The organism is Nocardia sp. NPDC049707 (genome assembly GCF_040674855.1).
In the GTDB taxonomy this organism is placed as follows: Bacteria; Actinomycetota; Actinomycetes; order Mycobacteriales; family Mycobacteriaceae; genus Nocardia.
The window spans coordinates 1-21038 of record NZ_JBFANN010000033.1; the positions used below are offsets into that span (position 1 = coordinate 1).

Genomic DNA, 21038 nt, shown 5'->3' on the forward strand with positions numbered 1-21038 from the left:
AGTTCCCGCTCAATGCCTCCGGCAAGCTGGATCGCAAGGCGCTGCCCGCACCGACGTTCGCGGCCAAGGTATTCCGCGCGCCCACCACCGCGGTGGAGGAGATCGTCGCGGGCACCTTCGCCGAGGTGCTCGGACTGCAGGGCGCCGGCCAGCGCATCGGTCTGGACGACGATTTCTTCGAACTCGGCGGCAACTCGCTGATCGCCACCCAGGTCGCCGCCCGACTCGGCGCGGCACTGGACACCCACATCCCGGTGCGCGCGCTGTTCGAGGCTTCGAGTGTCGCGGCGCTGGCCGCACTGGTGGAATCGACCGCCGGTGCAGGCGGTCGGGCACCGCTGACTCCGCAGCCGCGCCCCGAGCTGGTCCCGCTCTCGCTGGCCCAGCAGCGGATGTGGTTCCTGAACCGCTTCGACAACCGCACCGCGGTCAACAACATTCCGGTCGCCGTTCGGCTCACCGGCGATGTCGATCTCGCGGCGCTGCATGCCGCCATCGGCGATGTGTTGGCCAGGCACGAGGCGCTGCGCACCATCTACCCGGAGGTCGAAGGCACGGGCTACCAGCACGTCCTGCACACCGACGAGGTGCGCGTCGAGCTGGCGACCGAGACGATCACCCCCGCAGCGGTGCCCGCGCGCATCGTCGAGCTGGCGAGCGTGCACTTCGATGTGACCACCGAGGTGCCGTTCCGGGCCAACCTGCTCAGCATCGATGCGGACAACCACATCGCGGTGCTGGTCATGCACCACATCAGTGGTGACGGTTTCTCGCTGCGTCCGCTGCTGCGTGATGTGGTGCTGGCCTACACCGAGCGCAGCCGCGGTGAGGTGCCCGCCTGGGCGCCGCTGGATGTCCAGTACGCCGACTACGCGCTGTGGCAGCGCGCGGTGCTCGGCAGCGAGGACGATCCGGAATCGGTCGCGGCACAGCAGCTCGCGTACTGGACCGAACAGCTGGCCGATCTGCCCGATCAGATCGAACTGCCCGCCGACCGCTCGCGACCCGAGGTCGCCTCCAATGCCGGTGGCACCCATGGCTTCTCGATCGACGCCGAATTGCGCGCGGCATTGGCCGAACTGGCCCGCGCCCGCGGCGTCACGCTGTTCATGGTCATGCACGCCGCATTGGCGACCTGGGCGGCCCGGCTGTCCAATAGCACCGATATCGCCATCGGCACGCCGATCGCCGGGCGCGGTGAACGCGCGCTCGACGACCTGGTCGGCATGTTCGTCAATACGCTGGTGCTGCGCAATGCGGTCGAGCCGAGCGCCAAGTTCGGCGATCTGCTCGCGCAGGTGCGTCGCACCGATCTGGCGGCCTTCGCCAATGCCGATGTGCCGTTCGAGCGGCTGGTGGATGTGATCAGCCCGGCTCGGTCGCAGGCGCATCACCCGCTGTTCCAGGTGGCGTTGACCTTCGAAGCCGCCTCGGCCGCGGATATGGGCACCGTCGCGCTGCCGGGTGTCGAGCTGTCGGTGGTCGAATTCGATGCCGGTACGGCCAAATTCGATGTGCAGCTGACCGTCGGCGAGACCGCCGACGGTGCGCTGGGTATGTCGTGGAACTACGCGACCGAGCTGTTCGATCCGGAGACGGTGGCGTCGTTCGCCGATCGGCTGGTCCGGATTCTGCGGAGTGTGGTCGAGAATCCCGAGATCATCATCGGCGATATCGATCTGCTGGGTGAGGCCGAGCGCCTGAATGTGTCGCAGCGTTGGGTGTCGTCCGGATTCGACAGCCTGGCGCGCGCGACGGGCCAGGAGGCGGCAACCGCACACAACCGGGGGGCCGTCAACGCGGCACTCGGCAAGGTGCACACGGAGGGCACCAGAGGCGCCGCAAGCCGGCACAGCACAGCGCGATTCAACGCGCCGGGCACCACGCTGGTGGACCTGTTCGACCAGGCGGTGTCCGCGCATCCGGACAATACGGCGGCCAAATTCGGTATCGAATCGCTGACCTACGCGGAGCTGGATCGGCGCGCGAATGTGTTGGCGCGCAGGCTGATCGCCGACGGCGCGGGTCCCGAATCGCTGGTCGCGGTCATCCTGCCGCGCTCGCTCGATCTCGTGGTCGCCCTGCTCGCGGTGGTGAAGACCGGTGCGGGCTATGTCCCGGTCGATCCGACCTATCCGGCCGACCGTATCGCCTATGTGCTCACCGATTCGCGTCCGACCAGTGTGATCCTCGATTCCACGGTCCAGGTGAGCGTGCCCGCCGAACTGCCGACCGTGGTCCTCGATGGATTCGCGGTGGAGGCCGGCAATGTCGAGGACGCCGACGATGGCCCGATCACCGACACCGACCGCCTCGCCGCGCTCGGCCCGGACAATGTCGCGTACGTGATCTACACCTCCGGCTCGACCGGCCGCCCGAAGGGTGTGGCGGTCGCGCACCGGAATGTGGTGCGGCTGTTCGCCAATACCGATCGTGACTTCGGCTTCGGCCCCGGCGATGTGTGGACGCTGTTCCACTCCTACGCCTTCGACTTCTCGGTGTGGGAGCTGTGGGGTCCGCTGTTGTTCGGCGGCACCCTGGTCGTCGTCGACTACTACACCTCGCGCTCGCCCGAACAGTTCCTGGAACTGCTGCGGGTGGAACAGGTCACGGTGCTCAACCAGACGCCGTCCGCGTTCTACCAACTGGCCGAGGCGGATCGCAATGCCGCATCGGATGCCGAGCCACTGGCACTGCGTTACGTGGTGTTCGGCGGTGAAGCCCTCGAACTGCGCAGGCTCACGGATTGGGTCGCCCGGCACGGCGACGGTGTCGACCGGCGCTACGCGACCGCAGCGCGGACCGCTCCGCTGCTGGTCAATATGTACGGCATCACCGAGACCACGGTGCACGTGTCCTACCGCGCACTGGACGCGGCGACCATCGCCGCCGCATCGGGCAGCGTGGTCGGCCGCGCCATCGCTGGTCTGCGCGTGTACGTCCTCGACAACCGGCTGCGGCCGGTTCCGGTCGGCGTCGCGGGCGAAATGTATGTCACGGGACCACAATTGGCCCGCGGCTACCTCGGCCGCCCGGACCTGACCACCACCCGTTTCGTCGCGAACCCGCTCGCCGACGCGGACGCCGCGGGCACCCGCCTGTACCGCTCCGGCGACCTCGCGCGCTGGAACCGCTTCGGCGAACTCGAATACCTCGGCCGCGCCGACGATCAGGTCAAGGTGCGCGGCTTCCGCATCGAACTCGGTGAGATCGAATCCGCCATCCTGGCCCAGCCGGGCATTGCCCAGGCCGCGGTCATCGTGCGCGAGGACCAGCCGGGCGATCAGCGGATCGTGGCCTATGTGGTTGCCGAACCCGAGGTGATCCCGGATCTCGACGTGGTGCGCAGCGGCGCGGCGCAGCGACTTCCGTCCTATATGGTGCCCGCGGCACTGGTGCGACTCGAGTGGATTCCGTTGACCGTCAACGGCAAGCTGGACCGTCGCGCGCTGCCGGCGCCCGCGGTGCAGGCCAAGGCCTTCCGCGCCCCGGTGACGCCGGTCCAGGAGACCGTCGCCGCAGTCTTCGCCGATGTGCTCGACCTACCCAGGGTCGGCGTCGACGACGACTTCTTCGACCTCGGCGGCAATTCGCTCATCGCGACCCGGGTGGTATCCCGGATCGGCGCGGCGCTCGGCACCACCGTCCCGGTGCGCGCGCTGTTCGAGGCATCCACCGTGGAGGCGCTCGCGGCCCGGGTGGAATCGCATGCCGACGGCGCCGCGCGCGCCCGGTTGATCGCCCGGCCGCGTAAGGCCGACGAACTGGTGCCGCTGTCGTTCGCACAGCAGCGCATGTGGTTCCTGAACAAGTACGACACCACATCCGCGGCCTACAACATCCCGGTCGCCATCCGGCTGACCGGCACATTGGATACGGATGCACTCCGACTTGCGATGGCGGATGTGGTGCGCAGGCACGAATCGCTGCGCACCCGCTACCCGGAGCATGGCGGAACCCCGGTCCAGGTGATCGTGCCCGCCGATGCGATCGCACACGACCTGCAGCCGGTTTCGGTCGATCCGGCCGAGCTGACCGCGGTGGTGACCGAATTCGTGACCACCGGATTCGATGTGTCCGAACAGGTTCCGCTGCGGGCCAGGCTCTTGCGCGCCGGTGCCGACGAGCATGTGCTCGTCGTCGTCGTGCACCACATCGCGGCCGACGGCTTCTCCATCGGCCCGCTGACCCGCGACGTGATGCTGGCCTACACCGCGCGCACCCAGGACGCCGCACCCGGCTGGGCGCCGCTGCCGGTGCAGTACGCGGACTTCGCCATCTGGCAGCGCGAAGTCCTCGGCGCCGAGGACGATCCGACTTCGCTGATGGCGCGTCAGGTGGCGCACTGGCAGCGCGCACTCGACGGCGTTCCGGACGAACTGCCGCTGCCCACCGACCGGCCGCGCCCCGCGATCGCCTCGCATCGCGGCGCGACCCTGCGGACCGATCTGCCCGCCGAACTGATCGCGGCGCTGGAAGGTATTGCGCGCCAACGCGGTGCGTCGCTGTTCATGGTGATGCACAGTGCGCTCACGGTGCTGCTGGCCCGGTTGTCGGGCACCGACGATATCGCCGTCGGTTCGCCGATCGCGGGACGTGGTGAGCAGGCGCTCGACGATCTGGTCGGCATGTTCGTCAATACCCTCGTGCTGCGGACCGGTATCGATCAGTCGGAATCCTTTACCGCGCTGCTGGACCGAGTGCGGTCGACCGACCTGGATGCCTTCGGCAATGCCGACGTACCGTTCGAACGGCTCGTGGAACTGCTGTCGCCGCAGCGTTCGCAGGCGCGCAACCCGCTGTTCCAGGTGATGCTCGCATTCCAGAACCTGGAGCGCACCGCACTCGAATTGCCGGGTCTTTCGGTGGCCGCGCTCGACCTCGAAGAGAATGTTGCCCGCTTCGACCTGCAGTTCACCCTGTCCGAATCCGGTTCCACCGGAATGACTTTGGCGCTGACCTACGCCACCGAACTGTTCGACGAGTCGACCGTGGCGCTGATCGCACAGCGTTGGCGACGGGTGCTCGAGGCGATTGCCGCCGACCCGACGATCACGGTGGGTGCCATCGATGTGCTCGACGCGCAGGAGCGGGCCGAGCTGATCGCCCGCACCGGTGCGCCCGCGGTGCCCGCACGCACCCTGCCCGAGCTGCTGGCCGAGGCCGCCGCGCTGGATCCGAACGCGACCGCCGTGGTGTTCCAGGGGACACGTGTGTCCTACGGCGACCTCGACGAGCGGTCGAACCGGTTGGCGCGCTTGCTCATTGCCGAGGGCATCGGTACCGAGGATCTGGTCGCCGTCGGCGTGCCGCGATCCGCGGATTCGGTCTTCGCCGCCTGGGCGGTATCGAAGACGGGTGCGGCATTCGTCCCCGTCGACCCGAACTACCCGGCCGAGCGCATCGCGCACATGGTGACCGATTCCGGTTCTCCCGTCGGTCTCACCGTCGCGGCGGTCCGCGACGGCCTGCCGGATTCGGTGCGCTGGCTGGTGCTCGACGAACTCGACCTGGACGGATTCGACGGCGCTGCGATCACCGACGCCGACCGGGTCCGCCCGCTGCGTCCGGCGCATCCGGCCTATGTCATCTACACCTCGGGCTCTACCGGTGTGCCCAAGGGTGTGGTGGTCACCCACGCCGGTCTTGCGAACTTCAGTGTCGAGCAGATTGTGCGTTACGACCTCGATTCCGGTTCGCGCGCACTGCATTTCGCTTCGCCCAGCTTCGATGCCTCGATTCTCGAACTGCTGCTCGCGGTCGGCGCCGGTGGTGCGCTGGTGGTGACGCCGCCCGGCGTGTACGGCGGTGAGGAACTGTCCGAGCTGATCCGCACCGAGCGGGTCACGCACGCGTTCATCACCCCTGCCGCGCTGGCCACCTTCGATCCGACCGGCCTGGATTCGCTGCGGGTACTGGTCGCCGGTGGTGAGGCGGTACCGGCGGATCTGGTCGCGAAATGGGCGGTGCCGCTGGAGAACGGGTCAGTCCGCAGCTTCCACAATGGTTACGGTCCGACCGAGACCACCATCATGACCAATATCAGCGCTGCGCTGGTGGCCGGTGACACGGTGGTGATCGGTGCGCCGATCCGCGGCATGCAGTCGCTGATCCTGGATGCCCAGCTCCGGCCGGTGCCGGTGGGTGTCGCGGGTGAGCTGTATCTGTCGGGCATCCAGTTGGCGCGCGGTTATCACGCCCGTGCCGGGCTGAGCGCCGAACGCTTCGTGGCCAACCCGTATGTCGCGGGTGCGCGCATGTACCGCACCGGTGACGTGGTTCGCTGGACGAACAACGGTGAGGTCGAGTATGTGGGCCGCTCCGACTTCCAGGTGAAGGTGCGTGGCTTCCGCATCGAACTCGGTGAGATCGACGCGGCGCTGGCCGCGCACGAGACCGTCGACTTCGCGGTCACCGTCGGCCACAAGGGCGGTGCGGGCGCCACCTCGCTGGTGTCGTATGTGGTTGCGGCGCAGGGGCATTCGATCGATGTCGCCGAACTGACCGCGCACGTCGAGCAGCGCCTGCCCGCGTATATGGTGCCGTCGTCGGTGATGGTGATCGACCATATCCCGCTGACCCCGGTAGGCAAGCTGGACCGCAAGGCCCTGCCGGAGCCGGTCTTCGCGACCGAGGTGGTCTTCCGCGCACCGCGCACGCCGATCGAGCACACCATCGCCGAGGTCTTCGCCGAGGTGCTCGGCCTCGAGCGGGTCGGTGTCGACGATTCGTTCTTCGCGCTCGGCGGCGACAGCATCGTGTCGATCCAGCTGGTTTCGCGGGCCAAGGCCCGCGGTGTGGTCTTCACCCCGCGCCATGTCTTCGAGCAGCGCACCGTGGCCGGACTCGCCGCGGTCGCCGAAACCGCCGACAGCACCGAAACCGCCATTGCGGCACTGGCCGAGCTGCCCGGTGGTGGCATCGGCACCATGCCGCTGACCCCGGTGGTCCGGTTCATGGCGCAGCGGCAGGGTTCGTTCGGCCGGTTCAACCAGACCATGGCACTCGAATTGCCGGTCGGCATCGATCGAGCGGGCATCGCGAAAACCGTTGCCGCGGTGATCGACCGCCACGACATGCTGCGGGCGCGGCTGTACCGCGCGGAGGACGACTGGATCCTCGAAACCGCCGAACCCGGCACCGTGGATGTGGACGCGCTGATCGAGCGCACCGAATTCGCCGCCGATATCGACGATGCCGGACTGTTCGACATCGCCTCCGCCGCACTGGATGCCGCGCTGGATCGACTCGATCCGGCCGCGGGCGTGGTGATTAGATTCGTCTGGCTGGAACCGTCGGATGGCAGCCGCGGCGGCCGGCTCATCGTGGCCGCGCATCACCTCGTGGTGGACGGTGTTTCCTGGCGCATCCTGGTGCCGGACTTCGTCGCCGCATGGGGCCAGCTCACCGCGGGTCAGGAACCGCAGCTCGTCGCACCCGCGACCTCGATGCGGGCCTGGGCGGACGCACTGCGCCGCGAGGCCGAAAGTGCCGAGCGGGTGGCTGAACTCGACTACTGGCGTTCGGTGGTCGCGACGCCGGATGCCCTGCTGACCGACCGTCCGCTGGATCCGACCGTGGATACCTCGGGCGCCATCGAGAAGCTGCAGGTCGAGGTGTCCGCCGAGGTCACCAAGGCGCTGCTGACCACCGTGCCCGCCCTGTTCCACGGCGGCGTGAACGACGGTCTGCTCACCGCGCTCGCCCTGGCGACCGCGAAGTGGCGCGCGCGCCGCAGCACCGGCCGCACCGACGATGCGCTGCTGATCCGGCTGGAGGGCCACGGCCGCGAAGAGGGCATCGTGCCCGGCGCGGATCTCTCGCGCACCGTCGGCTGGTTCACCGCGATCTTCCCGGTCCGCTTCGACCTGTCCGGCATCGACATCGATGCCGCGCTGACCGGCGGCCCGGCGCTCGGCAAGGCCATCAAGGCGGTCAAGGAGCAGCTGCTCGCGGTGCCGGACAAGGGCATCGGCTACGGCCTGCTGCGCTACCTGAACGCGGCCACCGCCACCGAACTGCCCGTCGAACAGCCGGGCCAGGTGAGCTTCAACTACCTGGGCCGCGTCTCCGAGGGCGATGTGCCCGAGGCACTGCGCGGCTTCGGCTGGATCCCGGCCGCCGAACTCGGTGCGCTCGGCGGCGCCTACGACGCGGATATGCCCGCGATGGCGCCGCTGGATATCAATGCCATCGTGGTCGGCGACAAGCTGACCGCCAATATCGGCTACCCGACCACCCTGCTCGACGCCGAGCAGGTCCGCGAATTCGGCGAACTGTGGACCACCGCACTGGAAGCGGTTGCCCGGCACGCCAATTCGAACGGCGCGGGCGGGCACACACCGTCCGACTTCGCCCTGGTGCGCTCGACCCAACGCGATATCGACAACTGGGAGCAGCGCTTCCCGGCGCTGGCCGATATCTGGCCGCTGTCCGCGCTGCAGGCGGGTCTGCTGTTCCACGCGCGCTTGGCCGCCACCTCGGTGGACGTCTACACCGCGCAGGCTGTGCTGACGCTCACCGGCCGCGTGGATCCGACCCGATTGCGTTCGGCCGCACAGGCTCTGGTGGATCGCTACGAGAACCTGCGCACCGCCTTCGTCACCGATAGCGATGGCAATCCGGTGCAGGTCGTCCTCGACAGCGCCCGCGTCGCCTGGGCCGAGCACGACCGGACCGAATCCGGCGATGCCGCCGATATCATTGCCGCCGATCGCACCCAGCGGTTCGATCTGACCGTGCCGCCGCTGATCCGCTTCACGCTGATCCAGACCGACACAACCCGTTGGCAGTTCGTGGTCTCCAACCACCACATCCTGCTCGACGGCTGGTCCATGCCGCTGCTCATGCGGGATCTGCTGGTGCTCTACGCGGCGCACGCCGATGCCAATGTGCTGCCCGCGGCGCGCTCCTACCGACACTTCCTGGAATGGACCAGGCAGCAGGATCACGCCGCCTCGGTGGCCGCGTGGACGGTTGCGCTGCGCGGTGTCAGCGAACCGACGCTGCTGTCGCGCCCAGATGCGAGCCGCGAAATCACCGCGCTGTCCGGCGAATACTTCTTCGAGCTGGACGAGCAGGCGACCGCGCGACTGACCGCACTCGCTGCCTCGCTCGGCGTCACCCCGAATACCGTGCTGCAGGTCGCCTGGGGCTTGTTGATCGGCCGGATGACCAGCCGTGACGATGTGCTGTTCGGCACCACGGTGTCCGGCCGTCCGGCCCAGCTGTCCGGCGTCGAATCGATGGTCGGCCTGTTCATCAACACCGTTCCGGTGCGGGTGCGCTTCGATCCGTCGGAATCGGTGGAGCAGTTGCTCACCCGGACCCAGGGCGAGCAAGCGGATCTGCTCGATCACCACTACGTCGGCCTGGCCGATATCCAGTCCGCCGCCGGTATCGGCGGCCTGTTCGACACGCTGGTGGTCTTCGAGTCCTACCCGGTCGATGCCGAGGGCATCCGGGCGCAGGCCGCCGATATCGATGGCATGGCCGTGGTCGACATGCAGGCCGCCGATGCCACGCACTATCCGTTGACCCTGATCGCGCAGCTGGACTCCCAGCTGCGGATTCGCGCGGGCTACCTGCGCGACCTGTTCGACGAGCCGACGGTGCGCCGCATCGCCGATCGACTGGTGCGGGTACTCAGCGCGATCACCACCGAGCCCGCCGCGCCGGTCGGGGATATCGAACTGCTCGACACCGCCGAGCGCGAACTCGTGGTGTCCGGTTGGAACGACACCGCGCACCAGGTGGACGCGGTGGCCACGCTGGTCTCGATGTTCGAGGCCCAGCTCGCTGCGTCGCCGGACGCGACCGCGCTGACCTTCGAGGGGACGAGTCTGACCTACGCCGAGTTCGGCGCTCAGGTCTTCCGCCTCGCGCGCTGGCTCATCGAACGCGGTGTCGGCGCGGAATCGTATGTGGCCCTTGGTATGCGCCGGTCCATCGATCTGGTGGTCGGCATGTACGCGGTGGCCGTGGCCGGTGGCGCGTATGTGCCGCTGGATCCGGACCATCCGGCCGAGCGCACGGAATACATTCTCGCCACCGCCGATCCGGTCTGTGTGCTGACCTCCGGTGACGATCTGAAGATCGATACCGCCCAGGTGCGCATCGATCTGCTCGACCTGTTCGGGCTGTCGGACCAGCCGGTGACCGAGGCGGAACGGCGGGTGTCGCTGCGGCCGTCGAATACCGCGTACGTGATCTTCACCTCGGGTTCGACGGGTCGGCCGAAGGGTGTGGCGGTCAGCCACGCCGCGATCGTGAACCGTCTGGTGTGGATGCAGTCGGCCTTCGGGCTAACCAGCGCCGACGCCGTATTGCAGAAGACGCCCGCCACCTTCGACGTTTCGGTGTGGGAGTTCTTCTGGCCGTTGCAGATCGGTGCGCGCCTGGTCATCGCGAGGCCGGACGGGCATCGCGATCCGGCCTACCTCGCCGAGATCATTACCGCGGAGCGGGTCACCGTCACCCACTTCGTGCCGTCCATGCTGTCGGTCTTCGTGGCCGATGCCACTGCGGCGCTGAGTGATCCGGCGCGCGCGGCGCGGTCTGATTCGCTGCGGCTGGTATTCGCCTCCGGTGAGGCGCTACCGCCCAAGCCCGCGCATCGCCTGCGCGAACTGACCGGCGCGGCGCTGCACAACCTGTACGGCCCGACCGAGGCCGCGGTCGACGTCACCTTCCACGAGGTGGTCGCGACCGATACCGACACCGTGCCGATCGGTGCGCCGGTCTTCAATACCCAGGTGTACGTGCTGGATTCGCGGTTGCGTCCGGTTCCGGTCGGTGTCGCGGGTGAGCTGTATCTCGCGGGCACCCAGCTGGCGCGCGGTTATGTCGCGCGTCCGGATCTGACCAGTGATCGGTTCGTGGCGAACCCGTTCGCCAGCGATGGTGCGCGCATGTACCGCACCGGCGACCTGGTGGCCTGGACGGCCGACGGTGAGCTGGATTACCTGGGCCGCACCGACTTCCAGGTGAAGCTGCGTGGTCTGCGCATCGAACTCGGGGAGATCGAATCGGCGCTCACCGCGCTGGACGAGATCGCCCAGGCCGTCGTGGTGGTGCGCAGTGATCAGCACACCGGCGATCAGCTCGTCGCGTATGTCATCGCGACGCCGAACCTGCGGCTGGATATCGAGGCGGCGCGCGAGGATCTGGCGCGGCAGTTGCCCGCGTACATGGTCCCGTCGGTGGTCATCGTGCTCGATGCCTTCCCGCTCAACGCCTCCGGCAAGCTGGATCGAAAGGCGTTGCCCGCACCGGTATTCGAGGCCGCGGTCTTCCGTGCGCCGACCACGCCGGTCGAGGAGATCATCGCGGCCACCTACGCCGACGTGCTCGGCCTGGAACGCGTCGGCCTCGACGACGACTTCTTCGCACTCGGCGGCAACTCGCTGAGCGCCACCCAGGTCGCCGCCCGGCTCTCGGCCGCACTGGATACCGATCTCGGTGTCCGCGAACTGTTCGAGGCGTCCACGGTGGCCGCCCTCGCGGCCCGCGCGGAGTTGCGGGCCGGCGCCGGTGCGCGCACGGCCCTGGTGCCACAGCAGCGCCCCGAGCGGGTGCCGCTGTCGCTGGCACAGCAGCGCATGTGGTTCCTCAACCGCTTCGATCCGGAATCGGCCGTGGACAATATCCCGGCCGCGGTCCGGCTGTCCGGTCTGCTCGACCGGCAGGCACTGCAGATCGCGGTCGCCGATGTGCTGGCCCGCCACGAATCGCTGCGCACCTTCTACCCGGAACACGACGGCACCGGCTACCAGCAGACCGTCTCCACCGGCCGGGTGATCCCGGATCTGACGTCGATCGATGTCACCGAAGCCGAACTGCCGCAGCGCGTTGCGGAGGTCATCCTGACCGGCTTCGATGTCACCGCCGAAGTCCCGTTCCGGGCCAAGCTGTTCGAGATCAGCCCGACCGAACATGTGCTCGCCCTGGTGGTGCACCACATTTCGGCCGACGGCTTCTCGATGGGTCCGCTCACCCGCGATGTGATGACGGCCTACGCGGCCCGCGTCGAGGGCGGCGAGCCCGCCTGGCGGCCGCTCGAGGTGCAGTACGCCGACTTCGCGCTGTGGCAGCGGGCGGTGCTCGGCGCCGAATCCGATCCGGAATCGGTGATCTCGGCGCAGATCGAGTTCTGGTCCGAGACCCTGCGCGGCCTGCCCGAACAGCTCGACCTGCCCGCCGACCGGCCGCGTCCGGCGGTGGCATCGGGTCGCGGTGCCACGCACGTCTTCGAGATCGATGCCGAAACCCACGGCAAGCTCACTGAACTCGCGCGTACCCGGGGTACGACGCTGTTCATGGTCGCGCACACCGCGCTGGCTGTGCTGCTGTCGCGGTTGTCCGGCGAGGAAGATATCGCGATCGGTACGCCCATCGCCGGACGTGGTGAGCGCGCGCTCGACGATCTCATCGGCATGTTCGTCAACACCCTGGTGCTGCGGACCCCGATCGACGGCACCGCCACCTTCACCGAACTGCTGCGCACCGTGCGTGCCATCGATATCGGCGCATTCGGACATGCCGACCTGCCGTTCGAGCGGCTGGTGGAGATCCTGAACCCGGCCCGTTCGCAGGCGCGGCATCCGCTGTTCCAGGTGATGCTGTCGTTCCAGAACACCGGCCAGAACAGTCTGGAGCTTCCGGGACTCACGGTCAGCGCGGTCGATCTGCCGATCGATGTGGCCAAATTCGATCTGCAGCTGGTGCTTTCGGAGCAGACCGCGACCCCGATCACCACCACCAACGGTGCCGGTACCACCGTCGCCCCATCGGGCATTGCCGCCGAATTGATCTACGCCACCGATCTTTTCGACGCCGACACCATGGCGGCGTTCGGACAGCGGTTCAACCGGCTGCTGCGAGCCGTCGCGACCGAACCGGATCGGGCCATCGGTGATATCGATCTGCTCGACGCGGACGAAGCCGAACTGGCACTGCGTGGTTGGAACGACACCGAGCGCGATCTCGGTGCGGTCGGCACACTGGTCGACGAATTCGCCCGGCAGGCGGCGGCGACGCCGGATGCGGTCGCGATCGTGGATCCGGCGACCGGAACCTCGTTCACCTACGCCGAATTCGGTGCCCGCGTGCACCGCTTGGCGCGGCGCCTCATCGCGGACGGGGTCGGCCCGGAAAGCCTGGTGGCCCTCGGTTTGCGGCGCTCGGTGGACCTCGTGGTCGCGGCCTATGCCGTGCACGAGGCCGGTGCCGGCTATGTGCCGCTCGATCTCGATCAGCCCGCGGAGCGGATCGGGTATGTGCTCGAGTCCGCGGCACCGGTCTGTGTACTGACCACTTCGCGTGACGACTTCGACGGCACCGGTCTGCCCATCCTCGTCATCGATGACCTGGATCTGTCCGAGTACTCGGACGAGCCGGTCGCCGATGCGGAGCGGATCGCGCCGTTGCGGTCGGAGAACACCGCGTACGTGATCTTCACGTCCGGTTCGACGGGTCGGCCGAAGGGTGTGGCGCTGCCGCATGCCGCCGTCGTCAACCAGATCCGTTGGATCACCGGTGAATACGGCATCGGTGCCGATGACGTGGTGTTGTTCAAGACCCCGGCGACCTTCGACGTGTCGGTGTGGGAACTGTTCGGCCCGTTGTCGACTGGCGGTCGGATTGTGGTCGCGAGCCCGGACGGGCATCGCGACCCGCAGTACCTGGCCGACGTGATCGCGGCCGAACGGGTCACCATGACCTCGTTCGTGCCCTCGATGCTGAGTGTCTTCGCGAGCAGTGTGGACGCGGCCGTCGGTAGCGAGGCGCTGGCATCGCTGCGTGCGCTCCTCATTGCCGGTGAGGCCTTCACCGCCGATGCCGCGACCGCTATCCGCCGGGTCAGCTCGGCCGAGCTCTACAACCTGTACGGTCCGACCGAATTCACCGTCCACGCGACCCACGGTCCGGTGGCCGACCAGATCGACGGCGCGGTGCCGATCGGCCTGCCGGTGTGGAATTCGCAGGCGTACGTCCTGGACTCGCGTTTGCACCCGGTCGCGCCGGGTGTCGCGGGTGAGTTGTATCTGGCCGGTGCGCAGTTGGCGCGCGGCTACTTCGGTCGCACGGATCTGACCGCGGATCGCTTCGTGGCCAACCCGTTCGGCGCACCGGGCGCTCGCATGTACCGCACCGGTGACCTGGTGACCCGGGCCACCGACGGTGCCATCGAATACCTCGGCCGGACCGACTTCCAGGTCAAGCTGCGTGGTCTGCGCATCGAGCTGGGGGAGATCGAAACCGCCCTCACCGCACATGATTCGGTGGCTCGAGCCGTGGCACTGGTGCGTTCGGATGCCAGGACCGGCGATCAGCTGGTCGGCTACGTGGTGCCCGCGAATGGCGCCACCGTCGACATAGCCGAACTGCGTACGCACCTGACCGCGCAACTGCCGTCGTACATGGTCCCCGCGGCGCTCATGGTGCTCGATGCCATGCCGTTGAACCCCAACGGCAAACTCGATCGCCGCGCACTGCCCGAACCCGCCTTCGAGGCCAAGGAATTCCGGGCACCGTCCACCCCGATCGAAGAAATCGTGGCCGACACCTTCGCCGAGGTGCTGGGTCTGTCGACCGCGGACGGCGCGCGTCCGGTGGGCTTGGACGACGACTTCTTCGACCTCGGCGGCAACTCGCTGATCGCCACCCAGGTGGTCGCGCGCCTCGGCGCCGCACTCGACACCCGCATTCCGGTGCGGATGCTGTTCGAGGCGCCGAATGTCGCCGCGCTCGCCGCGCGGATGGAGGGGCAGCAGGGTAGCGGCCGACGTCGAGAACTGACGGCCGGGCCACGGCCGGAACAGATTCCGCTGTCGCTGGCCCAGCAGCGGATGTGGTTCCTCAACCGCTTCGACAACCAGACCGCCGTCAACAACATTCCGCTGGCCGTCCGGCTCACCGGCGCACTCGACACCGATGCGCTGCGCCTGGCCGTCACCGATGTGATGGACCGGCACGAGGTGTTGCGCACCGTCTACCCGGAGACCGCGGACGGTCAGGGTGTGCAGGTCGTACTGCCCACCGGTCAGGTTCACCTCGACCTGAACCCGGTCGTGGTGTCCGAGACCGATATTCGCGCTCGCATCAGCGAGCTGGTGCTGACCGGCTTCGACGTGACCGCTGATGTTCCGGTGCGCGCCAAGCTGTTCCGGCTCGCGGCGCCGGCGGGAGCGGAGCCTGCGCAGCGACCAGAAGACACAGATGGCTCTGTGTCAGGCATCCACGTGCTGGTCTTGGTGGTGCACCACATTTCCGGTGACGGCTGGTCGGTGCGTCCGCTGGCCCGCGATGTGATGGTCGCCTACGCGGCCCGCAACCGCGGCGAATCGCCTGCCTGGGCGCCGCTGCCGGTGCAGTACGCCGATTTCGCGCTCTGGCAGCGCGACACCCTCGGCTCCGAGGACGATCCGGAATCGCTGATCGCCCAGCAGGTCGCGTACTGGTCGCGGAATCTGGCGGGGCTGCCCGACCAGCTGGATCTGCCGTCGGATCGTTCGCGTCCGGCCGTCGCGTCCAACCGCGGTGATGTCTACGAATTCGGCATCGACGCGCAGTTGCTGACCGGGCTCAACGCACTGGCCCGCGCGAATGGCGCGAGCCTGTTCATGGTGGTGCACGCGGCGTTCGCTGCCCTATTGTCGCGGTTGTCCGGCAGCGACGATATCGCCATCGGTACCGCGATCGCGGGTCGCGGTGAGGCCGTGCTCGACGATGCGATCGGCATGTTCGTCAATACCCTCGTGTTGCGCACGCCGGTCGATGCGGGTGCGTCCTTCACCGATGTGGTCGCGCGGGCCCGGGAAACCGATCTGGCCGCCTTCGGCCACGCCGACCTGCCGTTCGAGCGCCTGGTCGACATCCTGAACCCGGCTCGTTCGCAGGCCCGGCATCCGCTGTTCCAGGTGATGCTGTCGTTCCAGAACACCGGTGAGGCATCGTTCGAGCTGCCGGGTCTCGAGGTGGCCGGTGTGCCGCTCGACGTGGTGACCGCGAAGTTCGATCTGCACCTGAACCTCGCCGACCGGTTCGACGCGGCCGGGAACGCGGACGGTATGACCGCCGAATTCGCCTACGCGACCGATATGTTCGACGCGAAGACGATCGCCGGTGTCGCCAAGCGCCTGGTCCGCCTGCTGCATGCGGTGGTCGCGGATCCGGCCGTCGCGGTCGGCGACGTCGAACTGCTGGATGTCGACGAGCGTCGCAGCGTGCTCGAAAAGTGGAACGAGACGGCCGCTGTCGTCGATGCCGAGGCCACGCTGGTCTCGATGTTCGAGGAGCAGGCGGCCCGGAGCCCGCAGGCGACCGCGCTGACGTTCGAGGGGACGAGTCTGTCCTACGGTGAGTTCGCCGCGCAAGTGAATCGCCTTGCCCGGCACCTGCTTTCGCTGGGTGTCGGACCCGATTCGATGGTCGCGCTCGGCATGCGCCGGTCCTTCGAGCTGGTGATCGGCATGTACGCGGTGAGCGTGGCCGGTGGCGCGTATGTGCCGCTGGATCCGGATAATCCGGCCGACCGCACCCGGTATGTGCTCGACACCGCGCAGCCGGTCTGCGTGCTGACCACCGGCGCCGACGAGTTCGACGCGGGTACCACAATGGCGCTGGATATCGCGGCACTGGATCTCTCGGCATACTCCGCCGAGCCGCTGAGCGATGCGGAACGTCTTGCGCCGCTGCGGCCGTCGAATACCGCGTACGTGATCTTCACTTCGGGTTCGACCGGTCGGCCGAAGGGGGTCGCGGTCAGCCATGCCGCGATCGTCAACCGCCTGGTGTGGATGCAGGCCGAATACGGGCTGGATCGCGGCGATGTGGTGCTGCAGAAGACCCCCGCCACCTTCGATGTGTCGGTATGGGAATTCTGGTGGCCGCTGCAGGTCGGCGCGCGCCTGGTCATCGCGCGGCCGGACGGCCATCGCGATCCGGCCTACCTGGTGCGCACCATTGCCGACGAGCAGGTCACCACGGTGCACTTCGTGCCGTCCATGCTCTCGGTCTTCGTGACCGACGACCGGGTGAGCGAATGCTTCGACCTGCGTAATGTTTTCGCCTCCGGCGAGGCGCTGCCGGCGGTGACCGCACAGCGGTTGCGCGAGCTGACCGGTGTCTGGCTGCACAACCTGTACGGTCCGACCGAGGCCGCGGTCGACGTCACCTATCACGAGGTGACCGATGCCGATACCGTCTCGGTCCCGATCGGCGCTCCGGTGTTCAACACCCAGGTGTACGTGCTGGATTCGCGGCTGCACCCGGTTCCGGTCGGTGTCGCCGGTGAGCTGTACCTCGCGGGCGATCAGCTGGCGCGTGGCTATGTGGCGCGTCCGGATCTGACCGCGGATCGCTTCGTCGCCAACCCGTTCGGCACCGGTGCGCGGATGTACCGCACCGGTGACCTCGTCACCTGGACCGCCAGTGGTGAGTTGGAATATCTGGGCCGCACCGACTTCCAGGTGAAGCTGCGCGGTTTGCGCATCGAGCTCGGCGAGATCGAATCGGCGCTCACCGCGCTGGAGCCGATCGCGCAGGCGGCCGTGGTGGTCCGCTCCGATGACCGCCTCGGCGATCAGCTGGTCGGCTATGTGATCGCGGCGGCGGATCGTGCGGTCGATATCGACCAGGTGCGTGCCGAACTCGCGGGTGAGCTGCCCGCGTACATGGTGCCGACGGCCTTCGTCGTCCTGGACGCGTTCCCGCTCAACGCCTCCGGCAAGCTGGATCGCAAGGCGCTGCCCGCGCCGGTGTTCGAGGCGAAGGTATTCCGCGCACCGTCCACCCCGATCGAGGAGATCGTGGCGGGCGTCTTCAGCGATGTGCTCGGGGTCGCGCGCGTCGGCCTCGACGACGACTTCTTCGAACTCGGCGGCAACTCGCTGCTGGCCACCCAGGTGACCGCACGCATCGGCGCGGCGCTGGATACCCAGCTCGCGGTCCGCGATCTGTTCGAGGCATCGACCGTCGCCGCGCTGTCGGCCAAGGCCGAACACAATGCCGGATCCGGCCGCAGCCGGCCGCGGCTGGTCGCGGGGGAGCGTCCGGCCCGGGTGCCGCTCTCGCCCGCGCAGCAGCGGTACTGGTTCCTCAACCAGTTCGATACGACCACCTCGGCCGTGGACAATATTCCGCTCGCGGTGCGGTTGTCCGGCGCGCTGGATGTGGCGGCACTGGAGCAGGCGGTCGGCGACGTATTCGCCCGGCACGAGGTGCTGCGGACCACCTACCCGAGTTCGGCCAGTGGCCCGCACCAGGTGATCCTGCCCGCCGATCAGGCCACCCCGGAGCTGACCGTCATCGATATCTCGGAGTCGGACCTGGTGGGCACGGTGATCGAATTCGCGCTCACCACCTTCGATGTCACCGTGCAGGTGCCGCTGAAGGTGGCCCTGTTCCGGCTCGCCGAACAGGATCACGTACTGGCGTTCACGGTGCACCATGTCGCGGCCGACGGTTCGTCGATGGGTCCGCTGGCCCGCGATGTGATGACGGCGTATGTGGCGCGGGCCCAGGGTGAGATCCCGCAGTGGCAGCCGCTGCCGGTGCAATATGCCGATTACGCGCTGTGGCAGCGTGCGGTGCTCGGTTCCGAGGAGGATCCGGAATCGCTCGCGGCGCAGCAGGTCGCCTACTGGCAGTCCGCGCTCGCGGGTATGCCCGATCAGCTCGAACTGCCCGCCGACCGGCCGCGCCCGCCAGCACAGTCGTTCCAGGGCAAGGCGATTCGTTTCGAGATCGCACCGGACAAGCACGCCCGGCTGCACGAGCTGGCGCGGGCCAATCACGCCTCGCTGTTCATGGTCGTGCACGCGGCGCTGGCCGTCCTGCTTGCGCGGCTGTCGGGTACCGATGACATCGCGGTCGGCACCCCGATCGCGGGTCGCGGTGAACGTGAGCTCGACGATCTGATCGGTATGTTCGTCAACACCTTGGTGTTCCGTACGAACCTCGAGCCCGGTGATACCTTCGCCGACCTGCTCGCCGATGTGCGCGAGCGGGACCTGGAGGCCTTCGCGAACGCCGATGTGCCGTTCGAGCGGTTGGTCGAGGTGCTCAACCCGGAGCGCTCGACCGCGCGCAACCCGCTGTTCCAGGTGGGACTTTCGTTCCAGAACCTGGCCGAGACCACCTTTACGCTGCCCGGCCTGTCGGTCAGCGCGGTGAACTTCGATTCGCAGCTGGCCAAGACCGACCTGCACGTCACGCTGTACGACCGCTACGCCGAGGACGGCACGCCCGCCCAGATTCTCACCGAATTCGGTTACGCCATCGACCTGTTCGATGAGGCGACGGTGCAGGGCTTCGCCGACCGCTTCGTCTTGGTGCTCGATGCCGTACTGGCCGATCCGGATGTGCGGGTCGGCGAGATCGATCTGCTCTCACCCGCCGAGAACGCGCGAATTCTGCGCGCCTGGAACGACACCGCGCATCCGCTCGATATCGACGCCTCGACCACGCTGGTGTCGCTGTTGGACGCCACGGTGGCGGCGAGCCCGGATGCGGTGGCGCTGGTAGCCGACGACACGACGCTCACCTACGCCGAATTGGATGCCAGGACCAACCGCCTTGCGCGCCACCTGATCACCCTCGGTGTTGGTGCGGAAGACCGAGTGGCGCTGGCCATCCGGCGCTCGGTGGATCTCGTGGTCGCCATGTACGCGGTGGCGAAATCGGGTGCGGCGTATGTGCCGATCGATCCCGATCAGCCCGCCGAGCGCATCGACTACATCCTGCGCACCGCGGCACCGGTCTGCGTGCTGACCACCGGCCGCGACGCTTTCGACAGCGCCGTGACCGAGGTGGTGTCGATCGACGAGTTGGATCTGTCCGGCGTCGCGGCCGATGCGATCTCCGACGGTGAGCGGCTGCGACCGCTGGCGGCGGCGAATACGGCGTATGTGATCTTCACCTCGGGCTCCACCGGTCAGCCGAAGGGCGTCGCGGTGCCGCATGCGGCGATCGTCAACCAGTTGCTGTGGAAGACCGCCGAATTCGGCCTCGGTGCCGATGACGCGGTGCTGCTCAAGACCGCGGCCACCTTCGACCTGTCGGTCTGGGAGTTCTGGTCGGCCGCCGTCTGCGGTGGTCGTCTGGTCATCGCCGACGCCGATGGTCATCGCGATCCCGCCTACCTCAACGACCTGATGCGTTCCACCGGCGTCACGACACTGCATGTGGTGCCGTCGATGCTCGACGCACTGCTCACCGAATCCGGTCGCCACCTGCCGCCGTCGTTGCAGCGGGTGCTGGCGATCGGTGAGGCGCTGCCCGCGATGACCGCACAGCGCTTCCGGCTGGACAACGCGGCCGAGCTGTTCAACCTGTACGGGCCCACCGAGGCCGCGGTGTCGATCACCGCGCACACCGTCACCGACGCCGACACCGTGTCGGTGCCGATCGGTGGACCGGAGTGGAACAGCCAGGTGTACGTGCTGGATTCGCGGCTGCGTCCGGTTCCGGTCGGTGTCTCCGGTGAGTTGTATCTGGCCGGTGCGCAATTGGCGCGCGGATACTTCGGACGCGTGGATCTGACCGCGGATCGCTTCGTGGCCAACCCGTTCGGCGCGGGTACCCGGATGTACCGGACTGGTGACCTGGTGGCCTGGAATGCCGCCGGTGAGCTGGAGTATCGCGGCCGCACCGACTTCCAGGTGAAGATCCGTGGCTTCCGCATCGAACTCGGTGAGATCGAAGCGGCCCTGTTGCGGCAGCCCGAGGTTTCGGCCACGGCGGTGCTCGCACACACCGACCCGAATCTGGGTGACCGGCTGGTCGCCTATGTGGTGACCCAATCCGGTGAACTCGACAGCGGGCAGCTGCAATCGGCATTGGCCGCCGAGCTGCCGTCCTACATGGTGCCGACGGTCTTTATCGCGCTCGATGCGCTGCCGTTGAACGCGAACGGCAAGCTGGATCGCAAGGCGCTGCCGGAGCCCACCTTCGAGAAGGCGGTCTTCCGCGCGCCGGTCACCCCGATCGAGGAGATCGTCGCGAACACCTTTGCCGAGGTGCTGCACCTCGGTTCG

The 21038-nt window shown here is 68.0% G+C and carries 1 protein-coding gene (running past one end of the window); it reads left to right on the forward strand.

Annotated elements, in window-relative coordinates:
• The coding region annotated (locus AB0J29_RS25735; protein WP_364791262.1) for a non-ribosomal peptide synthase/polyketide synthase crosses the window boundary (this coding region is incomplete at its 5' end): on the forward strand, positions 1-21038 show 21038 of its 31190 nt. The annotated region continues 10152 nt past the right edge of the window.